Origin of the sequence: Ensifer sp. KUDG1 (assembly GCF_050434285.1) — a bacterium.
Taxonomy (GTDB): domain Bacteria; phylum Pseudomonadota; class Alphaproteobacteria; order Rhizobiales; family Rhizobiaceae; genus Ensifer.
This window is the reverse complement of record NZ_JBNDIG010000002.1, coordinates 425,733-445,833: the sequence shown is the minus strand read 5'-3', so window position 1 is coordinate 445,833 and position 20,101 is coordinate 425,733. Positions and strand designations below refer to the sequence as shown.

Annotated in this window: 23 protein-coding genes; 13 read left to right on the top strand and 10 right to left on the bottom strand. The window is 64.3% G+C overall.

Annotated features, from left to right (window positions below):
- Positions 1-85: 85 nt before the first annotated feature.
- On the bottom strand, positions 86-481 hold the full coding sequence (locus M2267_RS07670; protein ID WP_034793353.1) for an Ohr family peroxiredoxin: 396 nt from the start codon (positions 479-481) through the stop codon (positions 86-88).
- A gap of 151 nt (positions 482-632) precedes the next feature.
- On the opposite strand from M2267_RS07670, the gene M2267_RS07665 reads away from it, so the two are divergent.
- On the top strand, positions 633-1,118 hold the full coding sequence (locus tag M2267_RS07665) for a MarR family winged helix-turn-helix transcriptional regulator (protein WP_429113712.1): 486 nt from the start codon (positions 633-635) through the stop codon (positions 1,116-1,118).
- 106 nt (positions 1,119-1,224) lie between these two features.
- Here M2267_RS07665 and M2267_RS07660 read toward each other — a convergent pair whose 3' ends face one another.
- Entirely contained in the window at positions 1,225-2,256 is a 1,032-nt protein-coding gene (locus M2267_RS07660; protein WP_429113710.1) for a DUF3095 family protein, read from the bottom strand.
- 200 nt (positions 2,257-2,456) lie between these two features.
- Positions 2,457-2,939, bottom strand: coding sequence for a transcription elongation factor GreA (gene greA, locus M2267_RS07655; RefSeq protein ID WP_429113709.1), 483 nt, complete (start codon positions 2,937-2,939; stop codon positions 2,457-2,459).
- Between the two features lie 260 nt (positions 2,940-3,199).
- Between greA and M2267_RS07650 the strand changes: the two genes are divergently transcribed.
- From M2267_RS07650 to M2267_RS07640, 3 genes are all read left to right on the top strand, one after another.
- The gene (locus M2267_RS07650; protein ID WP_429113707.1) at positions 3,200-3,853 is read left to right on the top strand and encodes a glutathione S-transferase family protein; all 654 of its coding nucleotides are present in this window, start codon (positions 3,200-3,202) and stop codon (positions 3,851-3,853) included.
- A gap of 77 nt (positions 3,854-3,930) precedes the next feature.
- On the top strand, positions 3,931-4,320 hold the full coding sequence (locus tag M2267_RS07645) for a hypothetical protein (protein WP_429113705.1): 390 nt from the start codon (positions 3,931-3,933) through the stop codon (positions 4,318-4,320).
- 82 nt (positions 4,321-4,402) lie between these two features.
- Entirely contained in the window at positions 4,403-4,936 is a 534-nt protein-coding gene (locus M2267_RS07640) for a putative immunity protein (RefSeq protein ID WP_429113703.1), read from the top strand.
- Between the two features lie 7 nt (positions 4,937-4,943).
- Here the strand turns inward: M2267_RS07640 and gcvA are convergent, their stop codons facing one another.
- Positions 4,944-5,888: a transcriptional regulator GcvA gene (gene gcvA, locus M2267_RS07635; RefSeq protein WP_429113701.1), complete on the bottom strand. Its 945-nt coding sequence runs from the start codon at positions 5,886-5,888 to the stop codon at positions 4,944-4,946.
- A 124-nt stretch (positions 5,889-6,012) separates the two neighbouring features.
- Here gcvA and M2267_RS07630 point away from each other — a divergent pair, with 124 nt between their 5' ends.
- Positions 6,013-6,717: an SDR family oxidoreductase gene (locus M2267_RS07630; RefSeq protein ID WP_429113699.1), complete on the top strand. Its 705-nt coding sequence runs from the start codon at positions 6,013-6,015 to the stop codon at positions 6,715-6,717.
- A gap of 66 nt (positions 6,718-6,783) precedes the next feature.
- On the opposite strand, the gene M2267_RS07625 is transcribed toward M2267_RS07630, so the two are convergent.
- The gene (locus tag M2267_RS07625) at positions 6,784-7,965 is read right to left on the bottom strand and encodes a sensor histidine kinase (protein WP_429113697.1); all 1,182 of its coding nucleotides are present in this window, start codon (positions 7,963-7,965) and stop codon (positions 6,784-6,786) included.
- A 316-nt stretch (positions 7,966-8,281) separates the two neighbouring features.
- Between M2267_RS07625 and M2267_RS07620 the strand changes: the two genes are divergently transcribed.
- The 3 genes from M2267_RS07620 (at position 8,282) to M2267_RS07610 (ending at position 9,664) form a co-directional block, all read left to right on the top strand.
- Positions 8,282-8,779 carry a GNAT family N-acetyltransferase gene (locus M2267_RS07620; protein WP_043620866.1) on the top strand — a complete coding sequence of 166 codons (498 nt, stop codon included), beginning with the start codon at positions 8,282-8,284 and terminating at the stop codon, positions 8,777-8,779.
- Between the two features lie 207 nt (positions 8,780-8,986).
- Positions 8,987-9,130 carry a hypothetical protein gene (locus M2267_RS07615; RefSeq protein WP_034793319.1) on the top strand — a complete coding sequence of 48 codons (144 nt, stop codon included), beginning with the start codon at positions 8,987-8,989 and terminating at the stop codon, positions 9,128-9,130.
- Positions 9,131-9,247: 117 nt separating this feature from the next.
- On the top strand, positions 9,248-9,664 hold the full coding sequence (locus M2267_RS07610; RefSeq protein ID WP_043620869.1) for a hypothetical protein: 417 nt from the start codon (positions 9,248-9,250) through the stop codon (positions 9,662-9,664).
- 52 nt (positions 9,665-9,716) lie between these two features.
- Here M2267_RS07610 and M2267_RS07605 read toward each other — a convergent pair whose 3' ends face one another.
- Together M2267_RS07605 and M2267_RS07600 are read right to left on the bottom strand one after the other, a co-directional pair.
- Entirely contained in the window at positions 9,717-10,652 is a 936-nt protein-coding gene (locus M2267_RS07605) for a cell division protein ZipA C-terminal FtsZ-binding domain-containing protein (RefSeq protein WP_197067179.1), read from the bottom strand.
- Between the two features lie 240 nt (positions 10,653-10,892).
- Entirely contained in the window at positions 10,893-11,795 is a 903-nt protein-coding gene (locus tag M2267_RS07600) for a LysR family transcriptional regulator (protein WP_429113695.1), read from the bottom strand.
- A gap of 290 nt (positions 11,796-12,085) precedes the next feature.
- Here M2267_RS07600 and M2267_RS07595 point away from each other — a divergent pair, with 290 nt between their 5' ends.
- Complete coding sequence (locus tag M2267_RS07595; protein WP_429113693.1) at positions 12,086-12,859, top strand: SDR family oxidoreductase; 774 nt, start codon at positions 12,086-12,088, stop codon at positions 12,857-12,859.
- Between the two features lie 377 nt (positions 12,860-13,236).
- Here M2267_RS07595 and M2267_RS07590 read toward each other — a convergent pair whose 3' ends face one another.
- Positions 13,237-13,545, bottom strand: coding sequence for a hypothetical protein (locus tag M2267_RS07590; RefSeq protein ID WP_429113691.1), 309 nt, complete (start codon positions 13,543-13,545; stop codon positions 13,237-13,239).
- Positions 13,546-13,960: 415 nt separating this feature from the next.
- On the opposite strand from M2267_RS07590, the gene M2267_RS07585 reads away from it, so the two are divergent.
- From M2267_RS07585 to M2267_RS07570, 4 genes are all read left to right on the top strand, one after another.
- Positions 13,961-16,285 (top strand): mechanosensitive ion channel family protein, encoded by a 2,325-nt coding sequence (locus tag M2267_RS07585; protein WP_429113689.1) that lies wholly within the window; start codon positions 13,961-13,963, stop codon positions 16,283-16,285.
- A gap of 230 nt (positions 16,286-16,515) precedes the next feature.
- The gene (locus tag M2267_RS07580) at positions 16,516-16,647 is read left to right on the top strand and encodes a hypothetical protein (RefSeq protein WP_256364289.1); all 132 of its coding nucleotides are present in this window, start codon (positions 16,516-16,518) and stop codon (positions 16,645-16,647) included.
- A 331-nt stretch (positions 16,648-16,978) separates the two neighbouring features.
- On the top strand, positions 16,979-17,101 hold the full coding sequence (locus M2267_RS07575) for a hypothetical protein (RefSeq protein WP_255380501.1): 123 nt from the start codon (positions 16,979-16,981) through the stop codon (positions 17,099-17,101).
- A gap of 505 nt (positions 17,102-17,606) precedes the next feature.
- A complete protein-coding gene (locus tag M2267_RS07570; protein WP_043620846.1) occupies positions 17,607-17,999 on the top strand; it encodes a hypothetical protein in 393 nt (130 codons plus the stop codon).
- 105 nt (positions 18,000-18,104) lie between these two features.
- Here the strand turns inward: M2267_RS07570 and M2267_RS07565 are convergent, their stop codons facing one another.
- Together M2267_RS07565 and ftsZ are read right to left on the bottom strand one after the other, a co-directional pair.
- Positions 18,105-18,905 carry a nucleotidyltransferase domain-containing protein gene (locus M2267_RS07565; protein ID WP_429113686.1) on the bottom strand — a complete coding sequence of 267 codons (801 nt, stop codon included), beginning with the start codon at positions 18,903-18,905 and terminating at the stop codon, positions 18,105-18,107.
- 82 nt (positions 18,906-18,987) lie between these two features.
- Complete coding sequence (gene ftsZ / locus M2267_RS07560; RefSeq protein WP_429113683.1) at positions 18,988-20,028, bottom strand: cell division protein FtsZ; 1,041 nt, start codon at positions 20,026-20,028, stop codon at positions 18,988-18,990.
- Positions 20,029-20,101: the final 73 nt, after the last annotated feature.

The following is a 20,101-nucleotide window of genomic DNA, read 5'->3' as shown; positions in this document are numbered from 1 at the left end:
CTGCCGAAACGAAATCGGGATGCGCCGCGGCTGGTGATCAGCTCCGGCACATCCCGATGATATCAATAGTTTTTTTAGGCCGAAATCAGAGGAGATTGGTCTCGACGTCGATGTTGCCGCGCACTGCCTTGGAGTAAGGGCAGATGTCATGGGCAGCGTGGATGATGTCATGCGCCACGTCACGGTCGAGACCGTCCAGGCGAACGTTCAGACGGGCACGCAGGAAATAGGAGCCGTCGTTGACGTTGAGGTCGATCTCGGTATCGACCTGCGGCCCTGCGGGAAGCTTCACCTTGCGCTGCAGCGCTGCAAGCTCGATCGCCCCCAGGTAACAGGCCGACCAGGCGGCGCCGAACAGGTTTTCCGCCGCCGGATGCGGCTGGGTGAGCTTGAGTTCCAAAGTGCCGTCTTGGCTGATGGTGCCGCCGTCGCGGCCGCTGGTGTTGTGGGTCTTGCCAGTGAAAAGAAGCTTCTCGGTCATGTCATTTCCTCTCTGTTTGATTTTTATATCGGATACGCTTTAATCGGATGCGATGTTTATAGATGAAGCGTGAGACACCGTCAACACCATTGCGATTTAATCGGATGCGATTTATATTAAGTGCAGACAACGAAAAGGAAAAAAGATTCCCATGTCCACGTCCAAGACTGCCAAGGACCCTGGCACTGCATCGGCCAAGGGCGGCAAGAAGCTCTCGAACTTCCTGTGCTTTGCCATCTACTCGGCAAATCTTGCCTTCGGCCGTGCCTATAAGCCCCTGCTCGACAAGCTCGGCCTGACCTATACCCAATACGTGACCCTGGTGGCTCTGTCGGAGGAGGACGACCAGACGGTGAGCGCGCTTGGCGAAAAGCTCTTTCTGGAATCGAACACGCTGACACCGATCCTGAAGAAGCTCGAGGCTGACGGTTATCTTCAGCGTCGCCGCGATCCCACGGACGAACGCCAGGTGCGGCTGACGCTGACGCCGGCCGGCCAGGCAGTGGTGGATGCCGACCCGGGTGCCGCGCTGACCGACGCGATCGGCCTCGGCGACGACTTTGCGACGGTGCAGCAGTCGGTGGCAAAACTGCGCGACAACCTGCTGAACGCTGGTAAGCCAGGAAATAGCCGCTGAAACGCCCGCCACCGCGACTATCGCTCGCGAAGGGCCGGCACAGCGATTGGAGCGGCCAACATCACGCTTAAGGGCGGTTCTCCGCCGCCCTTGCCGCTTGGCACGATCAGGCGCTCAAGCGTTCACGCGGCGCCATCATTTCCGCCGCCTTGGCGTAGCCGCCATCCATGCCGTCGAGAAAATGCAAGTGCGCATCCGGCCGTGCCGACGGCACAAGGCAGGTCATCAGCGCGTGGCTCTGCCGATGCAGCCCGAAGATGACCTCGCCGCGCGCCTTGGCGGCCACAAGGATCGCCTCGATGCAGTCGATCTGCTCCGCAGTGCAATCCACCGTCAGGCGCAGGCCGTCGTCATACTTGCGGAAATCGGAACTGGCAGCCACGCCCGCCCAGCGCTCGGGCGCAACCCGCACCCGCGCGTCCTTCGGCACACCCATTTGCTCCGGCAGAGGATGCGACTGCCGCGGCCCTTGATCGAAGACAGCGATCACCGCCCGCGCCACGGCGGCAAAGCGCTCGGGCGTCACGTCGGCGGCGGGTTCGGCCAGCAGCGACAGGATCTGCCCCTGCCGGCTTGGAAACGGCCGCCACTCGCAGGCAAGGCCGGTCAGATCCGGCTCGGTGCCGTGGCTTTCCGGCGACAGCAGGTAGCGCCCCTCTTTCAACTGCCGCTCCGCCCATTTGAGGCCACCGCCGGCAAACATCGCATAGGTCGCATGCTCCGATGCGGCATAGCGGGCGATCCGCACATCCTGGCCATGGTCCCTGATATCCCGGACCGTCAGCAGGCCGACGCGCAAATCGAGATCGAACCGGTCCCTTGCGAAAGCCGCGAGCTGCCGCAGCGCCGAACGCGCCATGGCCTCCCCGCCCGGCGCCAGCGCAAAGGCTGCGCCATCGCCGCGAAACACGAAGGGAAAGTCGAAATCGCCGCGCGCATTGCCGATGGCGGCAATCGCCGAGGCGCCGACATAGTTGACGTCCTCATAGCGCCCGGCCCGGATCGCGCCGGTGGAATTCACCACGTCGGTGATGCCGATCAGCCAGTCGTCCGGCAGAGGCTCGTAGACATCGGGATCGAGCACGCGGGAAAACTCGCGATAGGCGCGAACGGGCGCAGCGTCACCAGTGTTGTGCATGTCCATTCTCCGTATCGACGAACCCGAGCAAACCTCTTGGCCGCCTGCTTCCGACAGGCGTTTCCGATCGTCCGGCACCGCCAAATTAGATCGGACGCGACATAAATACCAACGAACGATGGAATGTCAAGATTGCACTATTAAATCGGATACGACTATTATAGCTACAAACCGGCGTCATCACGCCGGCGCGTCAGGGATCAGGAAATTGCCACGACCTCGAGCTCCTGGTCGCCGACAGTGACGACGTCGCCCACCGCCTTGCCCATCAGGATGCGCGCCACCGGCGCCACATAGGAGATCGACCCCGCCTTGGGATCCGCCTCGTCCTCGCCGACGATCCGGTACTTTTGCACCCGCCCGTCGTCACGGCTGAACGTCACCGTGCTGCCGAAGGCGACGATCTCGTTCGAGGCGGGTTCCGGCATCAGCTGCGCGGTGCGCAGCCGCTCGGAGAGATAGCGCACGTCCCGCAAGGGGCCCGCCTGCTGCCGGCGCTTTTCGTTGACGTCGTCGATCGTGGCTGCCGCCTCATAGGCCGCGCGCGCCTCCTGCATCTGCGCCTCCAGCGCCGTCAGCCCCGCCTTTGTCACCAGGTTCGGATGCGGCGAAATCGCCCGGTCCGGCAGCAATGTCTCGGCGGCGGTTTCGGCACTTTCTTCCTTGGTGAAGGCAACGCTCAATCTTTAGAACTCCGTACGGCTTGTGGGCAGGATGGACGCGGCGGGTGCAATAGCGTCCCCGCGCCGGCCGATCAACACTATACGCATTTCCGCCCGGCCCGTATGCGAAGAATGGCAGCCGCCGACGAACTGCGCCCGATTTCCCGCGGGGATACCGGAACGCTCACTATAGCGCGAAAGCCGCGATCCGTGCGACAACCCCGGGTATGAACGAGCCTGCGGGTATGCGCCCCGGCTCTTTGATGCGGGGAGAATGATCGTTGGCCGAACCCTTTGTCGTCTATGGAGCGTCAGGCTCCGGCTCCGTGCCGATCGAGGCGGCCCTCAGCCTGCTCGGCGCACCCTATCGCGTCGAGGATCACGCGCCCTGGGACGGAAAGCAGGAGGCGGACAGGCTGGCCCGCATCAATCCCCTGCGCCAGGTTCCGGCGCTCGTGCTCCCGAGCGGCGAACTGATGACCGAGAGTGCCGCGATCCTGATCTGGCTCGCCGACGCCCACCCCGAGGGCCGCCTGGCCCCGGCCGTGAGCGACGCAAGGCGACCGGCTTTTCTCCGCTGGATGACCTTCGTATCCGCCGCCATCTACGCCCTCTATTGGATCGCCGACGACCCGTCCCGCATTGCGGAACGGGAAGAGGACCACGCAGCCGTCAAGGCACGCGTGTTCGACCGCGTCGCCCACTGCTGGCAGCGAATGGGCGCGGAGCTGCAACCGGGCAAATACCTTCTCGGCGACGAACTCTCGGTCCTCGACCTCTACGTCGCCACCGCCTCGCGCTGGTCTCCCGGCCGCCGCCGCTTCTACGAGGTCGCCCCGAAACTCGCCGACATCGTGCGCCGTGTGGATGCCGACCCGCGGCTTGCGACGCTCTGGGCGGAGCGCTTTCCGTTTACGCCAGGCTGGGAGCGTTGAGGGGGTGGATTGGTATTGCCGTCGCGTTCAGGTGGCGCGGAGCCCGAAAACGCCAGTCGCAGCAATGACCGAAAGCGATGGGTCGAGTGATCAAACGGCGAATATTGATTGCTCTTGGCGTGCTCCTGACCCTGTATAGCCTACTGATATCGGTCGGCCCACTCCTGTTGATGGCATTGACCCCCTACTTGCCGCCGGGATCTGGCTGCGATGTCGACCTGTCCGATGAAGAGATCAAGGCCCTGGTGGTCGAAGACGTGCAGAGCTTTCTTCGCGCGGACGAGCAACGGTTCAAGGCCCAGGACGGACGATGGACAATCTGGCAGCCACCTTTCCAGAAACCGAGGGATGCCGATCCACACGACAACCCGTTCCCTTATCGGGTGGAGGTCAGCTTCGGCGACGCGTCGTTTTCATCGTTCGTGGGGCCTTGCGGCAGGACCGTCAGTACGGTGAGAACCAGCTGACAGCCTCCCAATCCATGAAAAATTCGCGAGTGCCGTCGCCGCCGCTAAGAAAAACAGGCAGCAACCGCACGGAATCTCAGCCATGACCGACGAAGCCCCGGCACCGCTGCTCACCGAAGACGACCTGCGCCACATCACCCGTTGGGCAATCCTCTGCGCCGCACGCGCGCTGCCGGTCTTCGAGGCCGTGGTGCCGGGTGATCCGCGGCCGCGCGAGGCGATCGCCGCGGCTGTCGCCTTTGCCGAGGGCGGTCCGCGCACAGGCGTCTTGCGCAAGGCCGCCTGGGGCGCCCAGGCAGCGGCGCGCGCAGTCGACGATCCCGCCGCCAAGGCTGCGGCCCGCGCCGCCATTGCGGCGGCCGGTGCGCCCTACACCCATCCGATCGAGACGCCGCACCAGATCAACCATGTGCTCGGCCCCGCTGCCTACGCCATCCAGGCACTCTCGATCGGAACAGCCGACGAGGCAGCCGCCACGGAAATGGAACTCCGGCAGCTGATCGCGCTCGCATCACCGGAAATCCGGCGCATCGTCGGCAAGTTGCCGGGACGAAAGCCCAGCAAGGGCGCGTTTCACGCGCTGCTCTACCGACTCGACACGGCCCTGCGTCGCTGATCGCGGATCAAGAACTCGCGCTCTGCGCTCCATCTGCAAGGTTCGGGTCCGCCGAGCCTCCCCGCTCCTTTTTCGCCTCATCGCTGAGCCAGGCGATCACGGTCTGCAAGCTGAGCGACTTTCGGTAGCGCGGCCAGACCAGGTAGAAATCCGAAGGCCCGGTCATCGATGCCTCGAACAGGCGGATGAGCCGCCCTTCGGCGAGATCGCGCGCGACGAAATCGCGGTTGGCGAGCACGATGCCTTGGCCCGCCGTCGCCGCCTCGATCGCGTGCGAGGTCTGGTTGAAGCTGATGCCTTTGAACGAGGCCTGCCGGCTGCCGCCGAAATGCCGCTCGATGAATTCCGGCCAGAAATTATGGGCGTCGTGCAGCAGCGTATAGCCGGCCAGTTCCTCGGCTGTCTTCGGTGCCGGCCGCCCGGCAAGCAGCATCGGGCTGCAGACCGCGACGATCTCCTGCTCGAACAGCAGTTCCACCGCAAGCCCCGGCCCGAAGGGTGGCCGCCCGTAGCGCACGGCGAGATCGACGCCATCGGCCTGGAAGCTCGACATGCGGTCGGTCGCCAGAATATGCAGGTCGAGATCCGGATGCCGGGCGGTGAATTCCGGCAGGCGCGGAATCAACCAGCGCGACGCGAAGGACGGCGTGGTGCTGATCGTCAGCCGCACCGGCTGCGGCTTCAGCCCGTCAGTTGCCCGCGCGATGATTTCGAGCGCCCGCCTGACATCGGCGATATAGGCGCGTCCCTCGCCCGTCAGCGCCAGCGCACGCGGCAGCCGCTCGAAGAGCTTCACCCCAAGCTCCGCCTCGAGCCCGCGGATCTGCTGGGCAACGGCGCCCTGCGTCACGCCCAGTTCCTCGGCGGCGAGGCGAAAGTTCAGGTGGCGCGCCGCCACCTCGAACACTTTCACGCCATTCAGCGAAGGGAGCTTTCCCGGTGCGTCACTCATCGAATAGTTTTTCTACTGCCATATGAAAGCGAAACTGTTTCGCGGTTGCATGAAGGAGATGGTATTTCAATGGCAGCACCCGCGAAAGCGGCATTCCACGAATATGGATGAGGAGATTGATAAAATGGCAGTAGAAAAAGTGGCCGTAATCACCGCCGGCGGCAGCGGTATGGGCGCCGAGAGCGCGAGGCGCCTGGCAGCCGACGGCTACAAGGTCGCGATCCTCTCCTCCTCCGGCAAGGGCGAGGCGCTCTCCGCCGAGCTCGGCGGCATCGGCATCACCGGCTCCAACCAGTCGAACGACGACCTGAAGCGCCTTGTCGATACGGCCGTGGAAAAATGGGGTCGGATCGACGTGCTGGTCAACAGCGCCGGCCATGGCCCGCGCGCCCAGATCCTCGAAATCACCGACGAGCAGTGGCACACCGGCCTCGATGTCTATCTGATGAACGTGATCCGCCCGGTCCGCCTCGTCACGCCGATCATGCAGAAGCAGAAGGCCGGCGCGATCATCAACATCTCCACCGCCTGGGCCTTCGAGCCGTCGCCGATGTTCCCGACCTCGGCCGTCTTTCGCGCTGGTCTTGCCTCCTACACCAAGATCTTCGCCGACACCTATGCGGCCGACAACGTGCGCATGAACAACGTTCTGCCCGGCTGGATCGACAGCCTGCCGGGGACCGAAGAGCGCCGCGACGCCGTGCCGATGAAGCGCTACGGCACCAGCGCCGAGATCGCTGCCACCGTTGCCTTCCTCGCCTCTGATGGTGCCGCCTACATCACCGGCCAGAACCTGAAGGTGGATGGCGGCCTGACGCGCTCGGTCTGAGCGCGAGCCTCCCTTGTTGCCCGGTCGCGCGCCTCACCGGGCGCGCGCCGACCATCGTCGCCTCGCTCAGGCCGTCACGACCGGCGCCGTGTCGATGGCCGCATCGGCAAGCCGGTCGGCAACGGGTGCTCTCAAAGGCATGGTCACGGTCACGCGGAAATGCGCCGGGGAGACCGGTCCGGCGACCAGCGAACCGCCCTCGGGAAAACGCGCCTTGACGCGCTCTTCGACATTGGCGAGCCCTACGCCGAGTCCGGACCGTTTGACCATCGGCAAGACCTCGCCGGCATCTGACACGTTGTCGACCGAAAGCTGCAGCCGGTTTTCCGCCTGCGATGCGCTGATCGTGATCTTCAGATCGCCGGACGAGCGCCCGAGCCCATGCTTCACGGCATTCTCGACGAGCGGCTGCAGGATCAGGCTCGGCACCAGCGCCGTCCTCAACTCCTGCGGAATGTCGAGCGTGACGCTGATGCGATCGGAGAAGCGCTCCTTCTCGATTGCCAGATATTCCGATTGCAGCGCCAGTTCCTCCGAAAGCGCCAGATCCCGCAGGGGATCCATCTCGAGCGTCTTTCGCAGAAACGACGACAGCGACATCACCACCCGGCTCGCCTGCGACGACGCGCCCTCCTCGATCAGGCCGACGATCGAGTTCAGCGTGTTGAACAGGAAGTGCGGATTGATCTGGTAGTAGAGCGCCTGCATCTTCGCGGTCAGCGCCTCTTCGCGCGTGATCGCCAGCCGGCGCTCCTGCGCGCGCGCATCCAGATTGTACAAATAGGCGATGAAGAAGCAGGACCATCCGAAGAACAGCGATATCCCGAAAAACAGCATGTAGCAGAAGTTCTGGAGATCGTATTCGATGCCGATGGATGGATTGATATAGGTGTAAAGCCGGTAGTCGATCGCCGTGACGATCAACGATGCCAGCACCGACAGGACGGCCGAGACAAAGACCTGAGCCGCAATGTTCAACGCCCGGATCATCGCCAGGATATGCGACATGACGAGGGTGAGAAGCACGGAGGCAAGCGACGCCGCAAGCTTGACGGGAACATACTCTGCGGGATTGACGCCGACCAGGAGCCAGAGCGTGGTGGTCATGAAAAACTCGGCCGTCCAGAACCCCACCACGAGCTTGACGACCCTGTTCAGGAATTCCGCGGCGCTCGTGTCCGAATGGTCCAGATCGAAAGTTTTTCGGTAGAGATTTCCAAGCGCCATCATCCCGGCCACCATCCGCATTCAATCGTCCGTCGTCATTCAAGCTATTTGCCTCAATTAGCGAAAAATCAACCGGAGGCCACACTCAAACACGCGCACATCCATGGATTCCTCTCACCGCCCTTCCCGGTCGGCGGTTGACCACGGCGAGGATTTGAACCTATACCGGGCCGCTCGCCTGAATTGCGCAGAGGAATTGTCGATGCTGGAGCTTGTTCTCACCCACTGACGTCTCGCCCGTCGAGACGTTCATTCGCGCCACCGGCGAACGATATCCGTCGTTCGCGGTCCTTGGCATGCGACCACGGTTTCAAGAACAGGTTTTACCATGACCACCATCGACATCCGCTCCGAACAGCCGAGCGACATCCCCACCATTCGACTGATCACCAAGGCGGCTTTCGCGCCGATGGCCTATAGCAGCCAGACGGAGGCCGAAATCATCGACGCGCTGCGCGACGCCGGCGCCTTGACGATCTCGCTGGTCGCCCTCGACCAGGGCGAAATCATCGGCCACGTCGCCTTTTCCCCGGTCACCATCGACGGCGAGCACAAGGGCTGGTTCGGGCTCGGCCCGGTCTCCGTCAGGCCCGACCGTCAGAAGAGCGGCACCGGCGGCAGGCTGATCCGCGACGGCCTTGCGCGCCTTGAAAAGTCAGGCGCCAGGGGCTGCGTCGTCCTCGGCGAGCCCGACTACTACAAGCGCTTCGGCTTCGACAACCACGCCGCCTTGCGCCTTGAAGGCGTACCGGCCGAGTATTTCATGGCGCAGGCCTTCGAAGGCCCGGTGCCATCAGGGCGCGTCAGCTACCACGCAGGCTTTGACGCAAGCTGATTGGCAAGGCGATGAAGCGCTGGAGCGGGACGTGGAAACACATCCCGCTCCGACCTGCACCGGCAAACCACGTCCCCGCCTTACATCCAGCCGCAAGGACGGTTGCCCTTTGGCCGCTTCGGCGGCGCCGTGCGAAAATCTCGCTATCCTGTTGTCTTTCTTGCGGAAGCTCCTATTTCCCGTCGAAACCGAACCCGGGAGCTCCGCATGAACCGAAACGGCCTCTATCTCGTCATCGCCCTGCTCGCCGTCGCCGTCGTCGGCCTCGGCATCTATGTCTACCAGGAAGAGACGAAGCCGGGCGTCGAGATCAAGATCGGACAGGACGGCGTTTCGGTTCAGGAAAACTAGCCGCGCCGCAACGGCCTTGATTTTACGTGCCGAATGTCAGCCCATGGCAGCAGCCAGCGCGACTCGCTCCACCTGGGCGGTCGCGAAAAACTGCACCGACACGGCAAGGGGGCCGCCTTGAAAGCAAGCCGTTCATGGACCACCGCGCTGCTGCTTGCGGCCTCGTTTGCCTCCACGGCGATGGCCGACGACACGAACCACGCCCCGTCCGGCAGCTATTGTGGCGAGCTTTCCTCCGCCGGCGTCTTGTCGGACGCCGAGACGCATTTCGAAACCGCTGCCGATGGCACGGTCGTCGGCAGATACGTGTTTTCCGATCAGGGCCAGTCCGTCGACGGTGAACTCGCCGAAACCGGCGACGATGGCGACGGCAGCGATCTGACACGCACCTTCATGTGGCGCGACAAATACGGCTACGGCCAGCTGATCGTCACCTTCACCTCCGACTTCTCAGAGTTCGACGGCAAGTGGAACGCCGGCGGCTCGGAGTTCCTGCCTTGGAACGGCCGGCGGTGCCATAAGACCGTCAGCTAGTGTGTCCATTGTCGCCAGACCGGTGCACGCCAGCGGGCTCTACCAGTGTCCGCTATCTTGTCCTGAGGATCGTGCTCCATCCCGGCTTCAGCCCCATCGCCGCCAACTCTTCACCGAGCGTCATGATCGACTGCATCAGTTGATCCGGGCCCTCAACAACTTTGCCGTCGATCTTGGCGACCAGGCTACAGCCGGTGCGCTGCTGAAACATCGCAACCGCGCGAAGCATTTGCTCCAGGACATGCAGTGGTGACGGTGTGCGCGGGGGCGTGAAGGAGAAGCGCACCTCATGAAAATTCTGCTCGCCCGTTGCTACCATCTCAGGAAGCACATAGCCCAGCTTTCCGTCATCGGCTTCGACCCAAACCAGATAGTCGGTCTGGTCGGTGGGATCCGCCCATTGAAAACAATCCATGTCGCCCCAGCGAAATCCGATGGCGTGCAACAGGTTCCAAACTTGCCTGCCGTCAAATTTTTGACCGCCCCTGTGATAGGCGGTGACGCTAACGGAGTCCGGTTCCAGATCGCGAATCGCCTTTACGCGATCGAACGTTGACGAGATTCTCGCCCGATCCAATGGCGTGCAGTCAAAGCGAAATGGCAGCCCGGCAAGCTGTGCGGCCAGGCGTTGATGCGCCCGAGCAATTGCTTCCGGGTCGTACTCGTTGCCTCGATCAACCGACCAGGCGGCGATCAGCTCGCGCCCTTCGGCAGGCGCGTCGGTCGAGGTCAGAAACGTCGTGCACCCGGACGGCGTTACCACATAGTAGGTCGGGCAAAGCACAGCCTCGTGCAAGTCGCCGTAAAGTGCGTCCTCAATCGCCTTGCGAGAAAAAACTTCGCCGGCGGGAAAGCGTGCCGCAACGTCAACAACCGGATCCGGCCCATAATCCCGCTCTCCTGAAGGCCCTGTTTCGCCATCCGGATCGTCAGACGGGGGCGGCGGAACCAGCTCCAGCAAACGTTCGAGCCTCGCCGTCCCCGGCATGGCCGCCTCCGCTCTGGAGAAAGACGCGCTTGAGGGCACAAGCTGCAGATCGCCTATGCTGACCACAACCGGCCCCGGGTCTGGACGCGCGTCGCCGGAGAATAGATTCCTCAACCACTTCATACTTTTAAATGGCAATTTTCTTCTCTCGCAATCGGAGGATTATGTTTCATTGCGGTTGCCTTTATTGGCCCCGAAGTTCAAGCGAAATCAGCCACCTGCTTTGAAGCCACATCCCCCTCACCCCGCAATCACCTCCCGCATCAGCCCTTCCAGCCAGTCGGCAAACACCTTGAGCCGGCGCGACAGATGCTGGCGGTGCGGATAGAGCAACGCCATCGGCATCGGCGCGGCCACGTGATCCGGCATCACCTCGACGAGCCGACCTTGGCGGATGTGGTCGATCACATCGAAGGCCGGGATCTGGATGAGGCCGAGGCCGGCGAGGCAGCAGGCGATGCTGCCTTCCGCGCTGTTGACGCTGACCCGGCCGGTAACCGAAACCGTGCGCGCCTCGCCGCCTTCGATCCACTCCCAGTCCTCAACCCGGCCGTTCGAGGGCGAGGCATAGTTGACGGCGAAATGTTGGGCGAGATCGGCGGGTATTTTCGGCGTGCCGTGTCGCGCGAGATAATCCGGGCTTGCGACATTGATCAGCCTGAGCGTGCCGAACGGCCGGGCGATCAGGCCGGAATCGGCAAGCGGCCCGACGCGCAGCGCGCAGTCGACGCTTTCCTCGATCAGATGCACCGCCCGGTCGGTCATGCCGAGATCGATGTCGATGCCCGGGTAGCGCGCGAGGAACTCCGGCAGCGCCGGCGCCACGATCAGCCGACCAATGCGGCTCGGCAGGTCGACGCGCAGCCGCCCGGTCGGGCCGGAAGCGCTGCGGCGAAACAGGTTCTCCGCCTCGTCCATATCGGAAATCAGCCGCAGGCAGCGCTCGTAGAAGGCGGCGCCATCCTGGGTCGGCGCAACCTTGCGGGTCGTGCGATGCAAAAGCCGCGTTCCAAGCCTGGTTTCAAGCGTCTGCACCGCCGCCGAGACCGAGGAGCGCGGCAGGCCCAGCGTGTCGGCCGCGCGGGTAAAACTGGCGCTTTCGACGACGCGGGTGAAGATGCGGAAAAGCTCGATCCTGTCCATGCCGGCCACATCCATTGTTCGTCATTTCTGACAAGTCATGTCACGGGCGGACGCTTTATGCCAGCCACGCCGACGATATTCTCTCCCTTGCGATGCCCGTCGCAGTCCGCCCTCACGTTGGCGGCGGCCCGGCCCGCGCTATTTCGAAACGCGGCGTGCGGCGTTCGGCACGATCAACAGGCCCGCGACCGGCCGTCAGCACCGGAGCAGTCCCCGGACAGTGCGTTGACGCCGGCATTCCCGCTCGCCGCAAACCGGCCGCAGCAAGCGGCCGACAAAAGGAGACGACCATGGCAGACCACAGCATCAATGGGAAATCGGTTCTGATCGCCGGCGGCGCGAAAAACCTCGGCGGCCTGCTCGCGCGCGATTTCGCTGAAAACGGCGCCCGTGGCGTCGTGATCCATTACAACAGCGCGGCGACGAAGGCGGCAGCCGACGAGACCGTGGATGCGATCAAGGCGACCGGTGCCGCGGCCCACGCCTTTGCCGGCGATCTCACCAGCGCCGCCAATGTCGAAAAGCTCTTTGCCGACGCCAAGGCGGCGCTCGGCAGCATCGACATCGCTGTCAACACCGTCGGCAAGGTCCTGAAGAAGCCCTTCGTCGAGATCACCGAAGCCGAATATGACGAGATGAGCGCGGTCAATTCCAAGTCCGCCTTCTTCTTCCTGCGCGAGGCAGGCAGGCATGTCAGCGACAACGGCAAGGTCTGCACCCTCGTCACCTCGCTGCTCGGCGCCTTCACGCCCTTCTATGCGGCCTATGCCGGCACCAAGGCGCCGGTTGAGCATTACACCCGGGCCGCCGCCAAGGAATTCGGCGCGCGCGGCATCTCGGTCACGGCAATCGGACCCGGCCCGATGGATACGCCTTTCTTCTATCCGGCCGAAGGCGCCGACGCCGTCGCCTATCACAAAACCGCCTCAGCCCTCTCGGCCTTCTCCAAGACCGGCCTCACCGACATCGAGGACATCGTCCCCTATATCCGCTTCCTCGTCTCCGACGGCTGGTGGATGACCGGCCAGACAATCCTCGTCAATGGCGGCTACACGACGAAGTAGACGCCTGACCGCACATCCGCCTGCGGGACACTGAGGGGCAGACTTGCAACGCGGGCGACCTGCCCCTCATCCGCCTGCCGGCACCTTCTCCCCGTTCTGACGGGGAGAAGGGACAAGCGGCACCGGATTTGCCAACCTGAGGCTGGTCGTGAAGCGGCGAGGAGTGCATCCGAGCGCGCGCCCGGCGCCTCTCTCCCCGCCCAAGGGAAGAGAGGTCCACAGGACAGCGCGGGCAGACCGACACCGCGAGCAAGCCCGCTGCCTATAGGCAGCGATGTTCCCGCTCCGCCATCAACGCAGGTGAGAGGCTATGAAGTCGCTGACCCATGCCGCCTACGGCTCAGACAGACGCAAGCGAACCAATTTTCGATTGCGCCTCAGTCCGGCCCCGGTAGCCGCTGAACGACCTCGACCACGTCCCGCGTGCGTGTCGCCCGCCCGCGCCAGGTGGCATCGAATTCCGTGCCCGGCGATTGATTGGCGGCGTTCGCAGCCGCCAGATTGGAGAACTCGTAGAAGGCAGTGTGCTTCGAAGGATCGGTTCGGCTCCAGGTGCGCCAGCCCCGGACCGCCCCAAAGGCGCTGAGCGCGTCTGGCATATGGCGGTCATACCATTGGTCGAAGGAGGCTCGGTCCGCTTCATCGGGAACCTCGGCGTGCACGATGAGCAGAGCTTGAGTGGACATTTTTGCCTCCCGTTTCTCGGATCGCAGGTGACATGACGCGCGCGGATAAGCTTACAGGAGTTCGACACGGTTCGCGACAACACGCCCTTGCAAGGGGGCAAGATGCCGTAGCCCTCATCCGCCTGCCGACACCGTCTCCCCGCAGGCGGAGAGAAGGAAGCGGGCGGCGCCGGCCTCCCGAAATTCGAGCGAGGACAATGAGACGGTGGGCTTGGCAGCCAAAGGCGCTCCCAGCGGCTCTCTCCCCGCCCGCGGGGAGAGAGGTCCGGCAGGACAGTGAGGGGCAATGTCGACTGGTCCGGCCCCTCACGCTGCCGCCCAAAATACGATTGGAATTTTAGAACGTTATGTAATGTGATGCACATCTAATGCGCACGGCCGCCCGGCGCATAACCGATCTCGATGGATGAATCTCATGGTGCGTGTCTTCTTCCTCTGCCGTCGCCTGCTGGCGAGCCTGACGCTGCTCCTGGCAGTCACCCTGCCTGCCCTCGCCCAGACGTCACCGGCACCGATCACCGTCATCCTCACGCCCGGCCAGAGTGCGGCCGACATCGAGGAGACCTTGCGCGCCGCGGCAAAAGCTGGCGGTCCGGTCATCGTCGAATGGCGCGAGGCGGCAGACATGACCACGGTGCCCGATGGCGCAGCAAAGGCTGACAGCGTGGCGACACCAGCCGATGCGGGAACGCCAGCGGCCACGTCAAGTACGGCAGACGCTCGCGTCCCGGCAAGCACGCAAACTCCCACAGGCACCGCTGCAACCACACCGGCGGCCGAGCCGGAAGACACGCTCGATACGCTTTCCGCCCGCTTTCTCAACGGCTTGCAGATGGGTCTTGCCGGCATGTCCGGCATCGCCGGCGTCATGGCTGACGTTGCGGCAGGCATCCGCGCCGAAGGCTGGTCGGTGGCCTCGGTCGCGGCCGTGGCCGCGCTCGCAATCGCCGTCGGCCTTGCCGCCGCCTTTGCCTGCCGCTTCCTCGTCCATCGCCTTTTCGGTTCGTCTTTCGAGGTGGTCGACCTGTTGCATCGCATGCGCGCCTCGATCATCCGGCTGGGTATCGACATCGCCTATCTCGTGATCTTCACCGTCGTCGCCCACGGGCTTGCCCATCTGCTCCTGGCGCGCGGCACCGCCTCGGCCGAGCTTGCCCATGCGCTGATCACCATTGCCGTCGCGTCCGCCGCCTATGCCGTCGGCGCGCGCTTCCTCTTTGCCCCGACGCGGCCCCAGATCCGCCTGCTCGACATCGCCCACCCGCGCTTTCACGCCAACATGCTGTTCGCCTATGGCGCGTTCGGCGCCGTCGTCGGCGCCAGCCTGCGCTTCGCCCACCAGCGCGGGCTCGACGTTGCCGCCACCGATGGCTGGCTGCTGATCGGCGTCACGATCCTGACGCTCGTCAAGCTCCACTGGTTCATCGCCGGCGCCAGCGATATCCGCGCGCTCTTTGCCGGCGAAAACCCCGGCCCGGTACGTCGCGCCATCGCCTTCGGCGTGCCGGAGTTCTATGCCTTGAGCGCCATCGTTCTCTGGCTGATGAGCGTGATTGTCGCCGGCAGCCCCAACAGCGCGGCCTGGAGCTTTGCCGGCGGCATGACGCAGATCATCCTGCTCGCGCTGCCGATCCTCGCCTTCGGCATCCATTCGCTGGTAGGCGCCGCCGCCGAGCGCCGCCGTACGCCCGCCTCATCGAGGCTTCACGCGGCGATCTCCGGCAGTATCCAGACGGCGCTTGCCGGGGCCACCTGGCTGATCGGCCTGCATATCATCATCCAGCTCTGGCGCTCGGTCATGGTCCAGCACGACACCGCCGCCGCCGTCGGCTGGATCGTCGTTCTCGAGCGCATCAGCCTTGCGGTCGTCGCCGCCTGGGTGATCTGCAGCTTCCTCTGGCGCAGCTTTGAAGCCTTCGCGCCCACCGCCCGCCTCGCTTTGCCCGGCGATAGCGAAGACGACACGGTGGTCCAGCAGACAAGCCGCCTCTCGACCATCCTGCCGCTCGTGCGCAACCTCATCTTCGGCGGCATCTTCGCCGTCACCAGCCTCGTCATCCTCTCTGCACTCGGCATCAACATCGCACCGCTGATCGCCGGCTTCGGCGTGCTCGGGCTAGCCCTCTCCTTCGGCTCGCAGACGCTGGTGAAGGATGTCGTCTCCGGCATCTTCTTCATTGCCGACGATGCCTTCCGCGTCGGCGAATATGTCGATACCGGCAAGCTCAAGGGCACGGTCGAGCGCATTTCGCTGCGCTCGCTTCGGCTGCGCCACCAGAACGGCCAGATCCACACGATCCCCTATGGCCAGCTTCAGGCGGTGACCAATTTCAGCCGCGACTGGAGCACGGTGAAGTTCGAGCTGAAATTCGAGCGCGATGCCGACCCCGAGAAAATCCGCAAGACCATCAAGAAGGTCGGGCTTGCCATGCTCGAAGACCCCGAGATCGGCGGCGAATTCCTTGTGCCCCTGAAGATGCAGGGCATCCAGGACGTCACCGAAAACTCGCTCGTCGTGCGGCTGAAATTCACCGCCCGCCCCGGCAACCCCAGCATCCTGCAGCGCGAGGCGATGAAGCGCCTGTTGCCGGCGCTGCGCGAAGCCGGCCTCGACCTCGCTTCCAACGCCGTCACCGTGCGCTCCGGCGCCGCCGGTGCAGCGGAGGCGGAGGCGGCCGCCGCGAACCTGGCACTGGCGCGAAAGCCGGTGGCGGCCGAAACGGCGGACGCGGAGGGTTAAGCAGGCATACGCTGGCGGCAGCGGTGGGGACAGGCCGGTGCTGTGGAGAGACGAAAGCGCCCACCCTGCTCTCGCAGCCTGGGCGCAACAACATCGGCCGCCAAGACATCATCTCGGCCATCGCGATCCGGCGACAAGGACACGCAATCATTCCACGTGCCGCGACGACCTTTGCGTGTATGGTGGGCCACGCGGGCGCGACAGGAGCGCCTTTCGATGGAGCGTCAGGAATGGATAACGATCACCTCTGGTACTGCCTCGTCGGCACGAAGGATACCAACACCGGCATGGCCCGCTTCCTGCTCGCCGTCGGCGCATTCATCGTGCTCTTCGGCATCCTCTTCTGGCTCCTCGGCCTCTAGGGCCGCCCGACCTCCATCCCCCAAGCCGACATCGAGCGTGCAGAAACCGAGCGGATGCGCAGGCGCGCCTCAGGCGTCCGAAGGCGCACGACGCGCAGACGGCGCCCTTCCGTTTCTCAAAAGGACCAGCCGGCAGCACACCGCAAAGCTGCATGCGCCCGCAGCTTCCCGCTGTCCCCGCGGGAACAATAGTCGGCCCCGGCCATTTGCTAGAACAGGTTCAACGAAAGGCCGAAAGGCCTTTGACCGGAAAGCTGAAGGCTTCCGGGTCGAGCAACGCCCGGCGCAACGAAGGATCAAGGCCGGGCAAGAAGGAAGTCGGAGCAACACCATGCGCATCATCCTGGTAGCCCTTGTCGCCTCAGTCATGAGCATCCTGGTGTTCAAATATGCCGACCATTCGCTCGGCAACACGCAGATCGTTGCAACGGCCGAACAACTGGCCGCACTTTAAGGTTTCCCCCTTTGATCGAAGGTTTCGCTCTTTGATCGCGCCGGAAGCGGAGCGGTGCTTCGGCCGGGCGCTGCCCACGCCCCCCATCTCAGACTGAAGGCGGCACCCGCACCCGAAGTGCCGCCACACTTGCCATTGTCTATTCAGCGCGAAGGACATCGGTCGCGGTCCGCATGGCCCGCAAACCGCTACCGTTTCCATCCCAAACGTCTTTGGCCGCCGCCCCGCAGGCGGACCGACATAGGCACGCCGCCGCCACGTCCCTCCCTGCCCGCCCCACCCCGCTTCGGTCGAGCGGTGCAATTGGGAGCGCCCAATTTCGCAACCTCTAATAGACGCCGAACGATCGGAGAACGGTCCGAGCACGAAAGTGGTTTTTTCGTAGCCTCCTCCCCCATTTGGGGGAGGAACATTTCGTGAAACCACCCGAGGCGAAAGCGTGCATCTTGCTAACCGCTAAAGTTGTCTTACATAGGCATGGGCAACAATTTATACGATTGAATAAATGAACCTTCGTCTCGTCGCCGGCAGCATGTCCGTCGCGCTCCTGTGCATCGTCGCAATCGTCCTGTTCGCGCCGCGAACCGAGCAATACATGAGCTATTCCAAATATGAATGGACCCTGTCGGCGCTGCGCAAGCGCCCGGACGCGCAACCGCAATATGTCGAGGCCTGCGTGTCGGAGTACCTGCCTGTCCTCAAGGACGATGCGCTGGAGGGAACGCCCTATTCCAGTCGCGAGCAAATGGCGGAGGACGTCTGCCGGCGCTATTTCAAAGTGTTCGTCGATGGCAGGCTGACCTTTGCCGAATTCAACCGCTCAATGTACGAGGAACTTCCATTCTCGGTGGTCGAGGAAGCAGAGCGCCGGGAGCCACGCCCTCCGCGCAGCGAGTGATGGCCAAAGGTCTCGCCTCTGCACGCCCCGTCGCTGCTAGCTCATCCAGCGCTTCGCAGCGGTCAGTTCTGTCAGCGCTCGCCTGAGAACGTCCCGGCCGCGCATTCACTCCACGAGACGACCAGGACGCCGTGCACCCGCCGGCGCCGTCCGCCGATCCCCGGCAAACAGTGGCCCGCCATGCGGCGCCAGCTCTTCTTCGGCCAGCGTGATCAAATCGGCCGCCTGTCCTGCGCTGGCGTTGCGGAAGGCCGCGTCGAAACGCTCGGCAAGGACCGCGTCGGCCTGCAGGAGCAGCCGCGGCAGCCACTTGCCGCGCCCAGACCAGCGCCCGCGGCCAAGCAACATCAGATCGGCGAGCGGCCGCATCAGTTCGGCGGCAATGGCGCGGATTTCGGCGGCCGGGCGTGGATCGCGCAGGTCGTCCACCAGGTCGGTGATCTGGTAGCGCAGTCCGTTGCGGATTTCCGGTGTCAACGGCGCCGGGCCCCGTTCCAGGCGTTGTCGCGCCTCGGCCTGGAGCGCCTCGGCACGCGCCCGCTCAGGCCCGATCGCAACGCCGCCCGCCACCATGTCCGTAAGCACCGGGCAGCCGCCCGCCATGTCCTGGTCGGCAAACCAGTTGAGCGTCTCGAAATCGTGCACGAAGGCTTCGACCGGAAAGCCGTCGAAATGAAAGCTTTCCCGCCAGGCGGCCGGCAGGGCCTCGTGCAGCACCACCAGGTCGATGTCCGAGCTTTCCGTACCCTCGCCGCGCAGGATCGAGCCCGCAACGATCGCAAAGATTGCCTGCGGATAGCGTTCCGCAAGCACTGCCTCGGCCGCCATCATCGCCCTCGCCGCACGGCCCGCGGCCGCTGGCGCGCGCTTTGCCGCCGCATCGGCGGGTACACCCTCGTCGCTCATTCAAGCCTCCAAACGCAAGGACCCTCCCGATATGGCGTCATCACATCGGGAGGGTCCTTGAAGCAGGCGATGGATGCGTATGCTATTGCAGCGTGCGGGTCGGAACAGGTTCTGACGTCGGCTGGCCGACGGCGGCCCCTGCCGGGTTGGCGGCTGAGCGTGCGCCATCGAGGCCGGTCGCGACGACGGAAACGCGGAAGGTGCCGTCGAGCGAGCGGTCAAAGATCGAGCCGACGACGATGTCGGCCTCGTCATAGACCTCTTCGCGAATGCGGGTCGCGGCTTCGTCCACCTCGAACAGCGTCATGTCCATGCCGCCGGAGATCGAGATCAGCACGCCGCGTGCGCCGCGCATCGACACTTCGTCGAGCAGCGGGTTGGCGATCGCCGCTTCGGCGGCCTTCAGCGCCCGGCCCTCGCCGGTCGCCTCGCCGGTGCCCATCATCGCCCGGCCCATGCCCTTCATGACGGACTTCACGTCGGCGAAGTCGAGGTTGATCAGGCCTTCCTTGACGATCAGGTCGGTGATGCAGCCGACGCCCGAATAGAGCACCCGGTCGGCGATCACGAAGGCATCGGCAAAGGTGGTCTTGGCGTCGGCGATGCGAAAGAGGTTCTGGTTGGGGATGACGATGACGGTGTCAGCCGCCTCGCGCAGCCGCTCGATGCCCTGCTCGGCCGTCTCCATGCGGCGCTTGCCCTCGAAGCTGAAGGGCTTGGTAACGACGCCGACGGTCAGGATGCCCGCCTTGCGCGCGGCTGCCGCAATCACCGGGGCTGCGCCCGTGCCGGTGCCGCCGCCCATGCCGGCGGTGACGAAGCACATGTGCGTGCCGCCGAGGTGATCCATGATCTCGTCGATCGATTCTTCCGCCGCCGCCCGGCCGACATCCGGCAGCGAGCCGGCGCCGAGGCCTTCGGTCACGGCTGCACCCAGCTGGATGATGCGCGACGACTTCGACATGGCGAGCGCCTGCGCGTCGGTGTTGGCGACCACGAAATCGACGCCCTGAAGCCCTTCGTTGATCATGTTGTTGATGGCGTTGCCGCCACCGCCGCCGACCCCGATCACGGTGATCTTCGGGCGCATTTCGGTGATCGTGGGCTTCTTGAAATCGGTCATGGCTTTGTCTCCTAGAGCCAGCGCCTTGCGGGCGCCCGGCAGCGGCGAATCGGGCAGCTTGTATTTTAGGAAT